Genomic DNA, 9215 nt, shown 5'->3' on the forward strand with positions numbered 1-9215 from the left:
TTCGCTATATAATTTAATTTTTCGCTATATTAAAGTTTTTTTCGCTATAAAAAATTTATTTTCGCTATATTATTTGGATTTTCGCTATATTATTTGGATTTTCGCTATAAAAATGATTTTTTCGCTATAAAAACTTATTTTCCGCTATATCCCTTACCTGTTTAAACAAATAGAGCCGGCCCTAATGAACTTAGCGCTCTTTTCCGGCCGGCTCCATTAAATTATGACTGTGAATCAGTGTAAACACCGAAGAATTCAGGTACGTAATCCCATTTATTGCCCTCTTGCGGCTTTTTGCCTTCAACGAGGTTCATTTGAGTACGTTTTCTGCGCAATTGCTGCATTTCATCAAAGTCGATGAAGCGGATTGCGTCACTTGGGCAAACAGATGCACACATTGGCGCAATATCATGACGAGTTCTGTCATAGCACATATCGCATTTGTACATTTTGTTTGTCTCGAAATCAAATTTCGGAATACCGAATGGGCAGCCAAATGTACAGTTGCGGCATCCAATACATTTTTCCTCCATTGCTGACAGCACGACGCCTCATCCGTGATCTGGATCGCGTTTGCCGGGCAGACACGCGCACATGCCGGGTCTTTACATTGCATGCAAAGCATCGGGAATGTCTGGCGAGATTCAGTGAAGTCAACATATTCAACATAGTTCCGTTCCTTGGCATCATGGTCCCCACACTCACGGCAGGCTGCCTGGCAGGCACGGCATCCTATACAGCGCTCAAATTCTAGATACATTATTTTATTCATAGTGGCCGTTCCTCCTATTTAGTCAGTTTTTCAAGCTTTACAGCACAGACTTTAAATTCAGGCATCCTTGAGAATGGATCCAGTGCCGGGCTGGTCAATTGGTTGACTGCCAGCTTTTTGCCCCAGTGGTAAGGGACGAACATTGTGTCTTTGCGGATTGCTTTTGTTATTTTAACCGGTGTGATCATCTCGCCACGCGGTGTGGAAAGCTTCACTCTTTCACCGTTTTCAATCTGGTACTTGCTTGCCAGTTCTGGGTGCATCTCTACGAATGGCTCAGGGCATTGCTCCATCAGGAAGTCAACACGTCGGGTCTGGTTGCCTGATAAGTAATGGAAGACAACGCGGCCTGTAGTCAGCCATAAAGGATACTCGTTTGATTGAACCTCTGAAGGTCCTCTGAAATCGCAGACTGCAAGGTTCGCTTTTCCATCTTCCGTAGCAAAACGCTCCTGGAATACTGATGGAGTTCCTTTGTGATCTTCTGCAGGTGCTGGCCAGAATACTCCGTCCTGCTCATCGATTTTTTCGTAAGTTACACCGTAGTAATCAGCCTTGCCGCCTTTTGAAGCGTGGCGAAGCTCGTCAAAAATTTCTCTTGGTTCGCTGTAATCGAAGTACTTACCTTTTCCAAGACGGTCAGCAATCAGCTGCATAATCTCCCAGTCAGGCTTCGATTCCCCAATTGGCTCGACTACCTTACGGATGCGGATGACACGGCCTTCAATGTTTGTAGTCGTTCCTTCGTCCTCCGCCCAAGTTGTTGCTGGGAGAACTACATCTGCAAGTTCAGCTGTTTCTGACATGAAGAAGTCATTTACAACAAGGAAGTCTAGCTTCTCTAATGAATCCTGGACATAGTTGATATTTGGTGATGAAACAACCGGATTCGAGCAGATGACATGCAATGCGCGGATTGTCTTGTTCTGCATCAGGTGGAACATTTCGTATGCGGAAACGCCTTCCTTCGGCATTTCTTCTGGCTTGATGCCCCAAACTCCTGCGACATGCTCAACATCTTTAGGATTTGCGATTTTACGGTATCCAGGAAGCGCGTCAGCTTTCTGTCCGTGTTCGCGTCCGCCCTGACCGTTGCCCTGGCCTGTAAAAGTAGCAACGCCTGATGCGAATTTACCGATTTGACCTCTCAACAATGCCATTGACGTGTAAAGACTTACATTGTCAACGCCGGAAGTCTGCTGTTCAGCACCGCGTGCGAACATGACGACTGAGCGTGGTGATTTCCCGAAGATGTGCGCTGCCTTGATGATTTTCTCTGCTGCGACACCTGTAAGCTTCGATGTATATTCTGGCGTGAATTTCGCCGTCATTTCTTTTAATTCTTCAAAATTATTGCAGCGTTCCTGTACATATTCATTGTCAACATAATCATATTTGATCAAAAGATGCATGATGCCGTTCGCCAACGCAGCGTCTGTTCCTGGAAGCAAGTCTAGGTGTACGTCAGCTACACGTGCAGTAGCAGTTTCACGCGGATCTGCTACGATCAGCTTCGCGCCTTTGTCCTTCGCCTTCCAGAACCACTGGATGCTTGTCGGGTGGCATTCCGCTGTGTTCGAACCTGCCATGAAGAATGTATCAGTGTGCTCAAGCTCAGTCCAAGGAAGAGTTGAGCCGCGGTCCATGCCGAGTGTCTTGTTGAAACCGCCGGCAGCAGAGCTCATGCAGTAACGTCCGTTATAGTCAATGTAACGAGTGCCAAGGCCGACACGAGCGTACTTGCCAACAAGGTAGCACTTCTCATTTGTCATTGAAACGCCGCCGTAAACGCCGATTGCATCTTTTCCGTAGTTTTCCTGGATGCCTTTATACTTGCTCTCGATCAAATCCAGAGCTTCATCCACGTTGCTTCTACAAACTTGCCATTCTTTTTGATCAGAGGAGTTTTGATCCGGTCTGGGTGATCGATCGTCTGGTAAGCAGTGACCCCTTTAGGACACATCTTTCCTTTTGTTAAAACCCAGTCATAACGCGGTTCAACACCGACCACCTTGTTGTTCTTTTCATCAACGCGGATGTGCATGCCGCACTGCATACCGCAGTAGCAGCAGTGGGTTGTGACTAACTTTTCACCTTTGCGGATCTGGTTCTTTACGCCTTCTTTAACGAGAAACTGGCTCATCGATTTTTTCCTCCTTTGAATCCTGGTCAAGTCCGTAAAACTCTTCCGAACGTTTTTTGCTGAAGCCTGATATGTGAATTCCGTTATTTGTGTTTACTGGTCCGTATGGGTTGCCTTTCGGCGCTTCAAGATTCATTTGTTTCAATGCTCTCATCCTGCGGCGGCAGCCTGTGCAGTAGTCTGATAGGTAAGTGCCATCTGCAAGCTGCAGGTCGAAGTTCTGGCTTTTTAAAATTGCCTGGACATCCGCAATCTGGTCATCATTGCTGTACGGCTGTCCGCAGCTTTTACATGATTTCGTATCCACTTTGACCACCTCTTGATAACTCATTGGAACAGCTGTTGCCAGCGGCCTGATTGGCACGTGGAACAGTTTGCCGAATGGGAAGTACATAAGCATGATGATGACTGTTACCTGGTGGATCAGCGACATATAATGATGCATCCAGCCATCAAGGAATGTGTATTGAATTGTCAGGATCAAGCCTGTTACTGTTACTGCCAATAGAATGATCAATGGCAGAATATCGAACTCGAATCGCTGGGTTACTTTAACATCGTAGTCAGTGATGCGTCGGTAGAGGGCCATCCCCGCTCCGATCAACACCATGATTGCGCCGATATTCAAGCCGTTATAGACGATTTCAGCGAAAACTCCGTGCGCCGCCATCGTGATGGTCTGCATATCAAACACGATGATCTGGTATGTTTCCGGGTCGATCAGATCAAAACGCATCCAACCGAATGTAAGCCCGAATGTAATCGCGAATGAGATGATACAGCCCCAAGAAATCATGAAGTGCTGGATTCCGCGGTAGATCCCGCGCTGGAAAATGAATTTTTGTAAAATGATGTTATCAATCAATGTTTTGAATAGTGCTTTAGAATTTCGTTTCAGTCTTTCTTTATTAAAAAGGTTATCAACACTTCGCTTCGCCACTCTGTTAGTGGCTTTGCGCCACATCCAGAAGCTCATCCTGATTGTCAGGCCAATCGCAAAGACGGTTGATGAAATTGCATATCCTAGAAGCGCCATATCAATATGGACAAACTTCGATGTTGAATACCACATTGAGAAAAATAATAAAAGCACAACGACAAAGGAATACATGCTTGTTTTTGAGTAAAAAGATTTCTCGAATTTGTACAACTTTGCTACCTCCCTGTAAATCGTTCCCGATTTCAAAATTCATCTTATCATGGAAATACAGTCTCAAAAGGGTTAAATTGTAAACACTTTGTGAATAGTGAAAAATTGATTTAATAATATTTCAGAGCCCTAACCTCCACTGTGTACCTTACTTAACTAAATCTTAAGGGAGGCAGATTAAAAGATATGTGAAGTCCGTCACACCAGAATAAGTGGACACAAAATCGTAATAAATTCGTGAGGGACTTAACATTTTGGCAGCTGGTAATAGGCAACAACAAAAGTCATATTCGGTTATTTTAGTGAATGGTAAAATGATGGCCTCGAGCAAGTTGAGTTAATAGAAGTCCGGCATGCATATGCCTATACTGAAACTATCAAGCTAGAAAGGTTGGGGAGTTATGGACAATTTCAAAGCTTTTATGGTGAACAAGACAGATGATGATTTTACAGCGGAGGTAAAAACGATTGGACTGGATGATTTACCTGCTGGTGATGTGGTGATCAAGGTTGCCTATTCAAGCGTCAACTTTAAAGATGGGCTTGCGAGCATCCCGAATGGCAAGATTGTCAGATCCTATCCCTTCGTCCCTGGCATCGACCTTGCAGGTACGGTTGTCCGTTCAGATGACAGCTCCTTCAAGGAAGGCGATGCAGTCATTGCCACCAGTTATGAAATAGGGGTTTCCCACTATGGAGGGTTCAGTGAATTTGCGCGTATTCCAGCAAAATGGATCGTGCCTTTGCCTGAGGGGATGAATCTAAGGGAAGCTATGGTTTTCGGAACAGCCGGATTCACTGCAGCATTGTCCGTACACCGACTGGAAGAGAACGGGCTTACTCAAGACAAAGGGAAGGTACTCGTTACAGGAGCAACCGGAGGAGTTGGCAGTGTCGCTGTGGCAATGCTGGCGAAAAGAGGGTATCACGTCGTTGCCAGCACAGGGAAAGCATCAGAGCACGAATACCTTCGAAAAATTGGAGCTGAAGAAATCATCAGCCGTGAAGATGTCGTTGGTGAAAAGACGAAGCCTCTCGATCAGCAGCTTTGGGCTGCAGCCGTCGACCCCGTCGGCGGAAAGACTTTATCTGCAATCCTCAGTAAGCTTGAATACAACGGTTCAGTCGCAGTCAGCGGCCTGACTGGCGGAACAGATGTCCCAACAACCGTTTTCCCGTTCATACTGAGAGGAATAAATCTTCTTGGCATAGATTCAGTATATTGCCCAATGGAGACGCGGAAGCTTCTTTGGCAGCGAATGGCAACCGACTTGAAGCCTGAAGGATTATTGGAAACAATTCAAAATGAAGTAACATTAGAAGAACTGCCTGGCGTCCTTGCCAACATCTTAAAAGGCGAGAACCGCGGACGGACGATTGTAAAAATGTAAAAAAAGCCCGAATCCAGTTTGATTTGCTGGTTTCGGGCTTTTTTTGAGGCTAATTAGAATTTCTCCATTAATTGTGTGCTGTCAGCTGCTCTGAATCTACTTTTGCCAAGTGCCCGCAGTCATTCACGAACATCACGATCTTCTGAGTGCCATTCAGTTTGAGCAAATGAATTCCGGTATCTCCAGTAGGGAAATAAGTATCCGATAAAACTGGCAGATTCAAAAACGCTCTTAGCAGGTTAGAAATCATTCCTCCATGCGAGACAATCGCAATTCGTTTCTTTCCTGCGCTTTCGGCAAGAATCTTTGAAAATACTGTTTGGGCACGGAAACGGAATTCAAGTTCGGATTCCCCCTCCTCAATCGGTTCATGGGGTTTCCTGCCCCCCTCCGGCTCCGGATACCGGAGCTTTGCTTCCGCATATGGCAGCCCTGCCAAGACTCCATTATTAAACTCTCTCAAACTATCCTCTTCGATAACCGGGATTCCCGTTTCTTGACTAAGGATTTCTGCCGTTTCTCGAGCGCGTTTCAAGGTGCTTGCCCAAATTACTTCTGGCATGTATTTCTCTTTTACTACTCTAGCCATTTCCTTTGCCTGCCTGCGGCCATGATCCGTCAGCAGCAAATCCGCACGGCCTTCATGCACCTGAAGGATATCCCCTTCTGACTCACCATGCCTGATCAATAGAATTTCCATGTCTTTTCCCCTTTAAAAAAGTATATAAAAAGTAATTCTGCATGGTCATGAAAATCCCTTTTAACGAGGGAAAATTTTGGATAAATTTTACTGATTGACTCTTTTTCTCCATAAAAAATGACTCACATTTTCACATGAGTCATTTCCCCTATTTTACAGGACCAAGGCTTGACCTTCTGATCACCTGGTTAATCACCTCAGAAAACACTAGTCCAACAGCTATTGCACCGGAAATCATCGATGCTTTTGCTGCCAAAGAAAGGGCTACACTATAATCATTTTCCACGAAGTTCCTCATCGCATCATACGCAAGTCCGCCTGGAACCAGCGGGATAATTCCCGCTACGCTGAAAATAATGATCGGCGTCCGGTAGGCCTTCGCGAATACCTGGCTGACAACAGCAATTAAAAATGAGGCCATCAAGGTCGCGAAGATCGTGCCGAATCCATTGGTATCAAGCGCAAAATATACAATCCAGCCTACCATCCCGGAAATACCGCACTTCACCAACGATTCCTTGGGGGCGTTGAAAATAATTCCGAACGCTGCGGACGCAATAAAACTCGTAATAAGGTGTTCAATATAAATCATCGCCACTTCTCCTGACTACAAGAAAGATAAAATTGCCGCTATGCCTGAGCCAATCGCAAATGCCGTTAACAGCGCTTCTGCTCCTTTTGACAACCCCGAAACCAGGTGGCCCGCCATCAGATCCCTGACCGCATTCGTGATCAGCAAACCCGGTACAAGCGGCATTACTGAACCGATGATGATTTTATCAAGCTCCTGGCCCAGCCCGAATTTTACAAAGAAAAACGAAATCATCCCAATAAAAAAAGAAGACAGGAATTCTGCGAAAAATTTTACCGGAACGATCCTGTGAAAATAAACGACAAGAAAGAAACCTATCCCACCCGCAGCCATTGATGGCAGGAAGTCAAGCCAGCTTCCCATGAACATGATTGTAAAACAGCCGCTTGCGATTGCAGCTGCAGCAATCTGAACTGCAAACGAGTAAGTTAAATTTGCTTGTTCAATCTCCATAAGAAGTTTGCAAGCTTCTGCCAATCCAACCTCTCCGCTGCTTATTTTCCGCGAGATGCCGTTGACCATGGCGACTTTTCTTAAATCTGTCGTCCGCTCGGAAATCCGCACAAGCTTCGTCCGTTCGGGGCCTACCCCTTCTACTGAAAAAATAATGCCGGTTGGCGTTACATAGCTATGCGTCTGGTCAATGCCAAATGCAGAAGCCATCCGCGACATCGTATCCTCTACCCGATATGTCTCAGCGCCGCTTTGAAGCATGATTTTCCCTGCCAGTATGCATGCCCGCATCACTTCAAATGTTTGATCCTGATTCTCCATAAAAGTCCTCACTTACCAATCCGTACTGTTAAATTTCTTTATCAGTTTAAATCATAAGAGTGCCAATAAGCAACCATAATTAAAGCCAGCCCTTCACACATGGCTGGCTTTTGGTTCCTATTTAAGAAGTAGCTTCATTAGGCTGGTGAACAGCTTTTTTTCGTCTGCCCTTTAAAATGGTTAGAATCAATGCCAACACGATAAATCCACTGGAAATCTGGAATAAAGTTCCCAGTTCAATATACTGGGCAAGGATACCGAATACCAATCCGCTCAGGCCTATTCCCAGGTCAATGGATGAGAAGAACATTCCATTCGCTACTCCACGGCGGTTTGACGGTGTCATGGATAATGTCCATGATTGAAGAGTTGGGATCAATGAACCAAATCCAACTCCGAATAACACTCCGGCTACAGCAATCATCGCGCTTGAGTGGGCAAATGACAGGACCCACATGCCCGCGAAGGTAATCGAAATTGTTAAAATGACAAGCCTGATTGGTCCTTTCTGGTCAAACCATTTTCCGGCAACAGGACGTGAGAGTGATGCAAAGATCGCATTAAATAGGTAAAACAAGAAAATTTGCTCGATCCCGCGTTCTTCGCCAAAAATGACAATGAATGTGACAATCGTTCCATAGCCAAGACTAATCAGCAGCGTGAGCGTTGCAGGAAACCAGCCAGCTTTTTCAATAAGAGAACCTAAATAGGTAAACTTCAAATCTTCCTTCTTCGTCTTTAATACTTGGTCAGGAGTCTGGTAGTGTACCGATGCAAGCAACAGCAGGGCAATGGCACCCAGCACTCCTGAAATATAAACGAGATTATCAAAAGTGGTGATCTGGTATAAAAAGATTCCCAAACTTGGAGCGATGATCATTCCTATTGTTATAGAAAGACCAAAATAACCCATACCTTCCCCAAGCCGGGAGTTAGGTACAACATCCACTGCTGCCGTTCCGTTTACCGTTGTAGACCAGCCCCATGCAAGACCATGCAACAATCGAAACGCAAGGAAAATGATAACGACCTGAGACAGCGGGTATAAGAATGTGATCAAAAGAAGCATCAGCGCTCCAATCAAAACGAGAGGCTTCCTTGTTCTGTACTCAAGCATAAATCCGATAAACGGCCGGCTCAAAACAGCCCCTATCGAGAATAGCGCGGTAACAAGGCCTATTTCAGTCCCTGTCGCCCCTATTGATTTTATATATGGCGGCAATGTAGGATCAGCATCTGGAATGACATGAAGATAAATAGATTCCCGACCATTAATTTGATGAACGAAGAGGTCCATAATGGTTCCTTTGTTTGTGACAATGTATATCTCCCCTTTTTCTAAAAGGCTGTTTTCGTAGATTGATGTTAAAATCCCAAAGCTGATTTTAACGTAATATAAAGTCATTTTGCAGGTCGGTATTAAGTTTGCATGCTCTTTTCTCATAAAAAGAGTCAACTTTTCGAAGAAAAATAGGGCATTCAATCCTATTTTGTAGTTAACAGCAACAAAGTTTGAGAAAAGAGCCTTCTAAAAAAAGAAAAAAATCTTCTGCACGAGAAGATTTCCATGTGTATTTCGCATCTCTAAATAATACCACAGCCCAGCGGATAAATAAAAGGAAAATTTTGTTTTTATTGAAGGTTTTGCTTCTGCCGGCGGAGTTGAAGTTTCGGAGTTTCTAGGAGGCGACAC

6 protein-coding genes and 2 pseudogenes are annotated in these 9215 nt (G+C 44.9%); 1 reads left to right on the top strand and 7 read right to left on the bottom strand.

Annotated elements, in window-relative coordinates:
• Nucleotides 1-221: 221 nt before the first annotated feature.
• The 3 genes and pseudogenes from JCM21738_RS25525 to JCM21738_RS07225 all read right to left on the bottom strand — a co-directional run bounded on the left by JCM21738_RS25525 (nt 222) and on the right by JCM21738_RS07225 (nt 4065).
• Nucleotides 222-533 carry a 4Fe-4S dicluster domain-containing protein gene (locus JCM21738_RS25525; protein WP_243462934.1) on the bottom strand — a complete coding sequence of 104 codons (312 nt, stop codon included), beginning with the start codon at nt 531-533 and terminating at the stop codon, nt 222-224.
• A gap of 253 nt (nt 534-786) precedes the next feature.
• Nucleotides 787-2915, bottom strand: a pseudogene (gene fdhF / locus JCM21738_RS07220) (formate dehydrogenase subunit alpha).
• A complete protein-coding gene (locus tag JCM21738_RS07225) occupies nt 2896-4065 on the bottom strand; it encodes a hypothetical protein (protein ID WP_023625616.1) in 1170 nt (389 codons plus the stop codon). The pseudogene fdhF and the gene JCM21738_RS07225 overlap by 20 nt, the downstream one beginning before the upstream one ends.
• A gap of 401 nt (nt 4066-4466) precedes the next feature.
• On the opposite strand from JCM21738_RS07225, the gene JCM21738_RS07230 reads away from it, so the two are divergent.
• Nucleotides 4467-5456 carry an NADPH:quinone oxidoreductase family protein gene (locus tag JCM21738_RS07230; RefSeq protein ID WP_035209139.1) on the top strand — a complete coding sequence of 330 codons (990 nt, stop codon included), beginning with the start codon at nt 4467-4469 and terminating at the stop codon, nt 5454-5456.
• Between the two features lie 67 nt (nt 5457-5523).
• Here the strand turns inward: JCM21738_RS07230 and JCM21738_RS07235 are convergent, their stop codons facing one another.
• The 4 genes and pseudogenes from JCM21738_RS07235 to JCM21738_RS07250 all read right to left on the bottom strand — a co-directional run bounded on the left by JCM21738_RS07235 (nt 5524) and on the right by JCM21738_RS07250 (nt 8794).
• Nucleotides 5524-6156, bottom strand: coding sequence for a histidine phosphatase family protein (locus JCM21738_RS07235; RefSeq protein WP_023625618.1), 633 nt, complete (start codon nt 6154-6156; stop codon nt 5524-5526).
• A 148-nt stretch (nt 6157-6304) separates the two neighbouring features.
• On the bottom strand, nt 6305-6748 hold the full coding sequence (locus JCM21738_RS07240) for a threonine/serine exporter family protein (protein ID WP_023625619.1): 444 nt from the start codon (nt 6746-6748) through the stop codon (nt 6305-6307).
• Nucleotides 6749-6763: 15 nt separating this feature from the next.
• A complete protein-coding gene (locus tag JCM21738_RS07245) occupies nt 6764-7522 on the bottom strand; it encodes a threonine/serine exporter family protein (RefSeq protein WP_023625620.1) in 759 nt (252 codons plus the stop codon).
• A gap of 121 nt (nt 7523-7643) precedes the next feature.
• Nucleotides 7644-8794: pseudogene (locus JCM21738_RS07250) on the bottom strand (MFS transporter).
• Nucleotides 8795-9215 lie beyond the last annotated feature (421 nt).

This window comes from Mesobacillus boroniphilus JCM 21738, from assembly GCF_000517385.1.
Taxonomy (GTDB): Bacteria; Bacillota; Bacilli; order Bacillales; family Cytobacillaceae; genus Mesobacillus; species Mesobacillus boroniphilus.

What these genes read in the sequence shown, in the direction of transcription:
- JCM21738_RS25525 (WP_243462934.1), bottom strand. Translation starts at nt 533, where the DNA reads ATGGAGGAAAAATGTATTGGATGCCGCAACTGTACATTTGGCTGCCCA.
- JCM21738_RS07230 (WP_035209139.1), top strand. Translation starts at nt 4,467, where the DNA reads ATGGACAATTTCAAAGCTTTTATGGTGAACAAGACAGATGATGATTTT.
- JCM21738_RS07235 (WP_023625618.1), bottom strand. Translation starts at nt 6,156, where the DNA reads ATGGAAATTCTATTGATCAGGCATGGTGAGTCAGAAGGGGATATCCTT.
- JCM21738_RS07240 (WP_023625619.1), bottom strand. Translation starts at nt 6,748, where the DNA reads ATGATTTATATTGAACACCTTATTACGAGTTTTATTGCGTCCGCAGCG.
- JCM21738_RS07245 (WP_023625620.1), bottom strand. Translation starts at nt 7,522, where the DNA reads ATGGAGAATCAGGATCAAACATTTGAAGTGATGCGGGCATGCATACTG.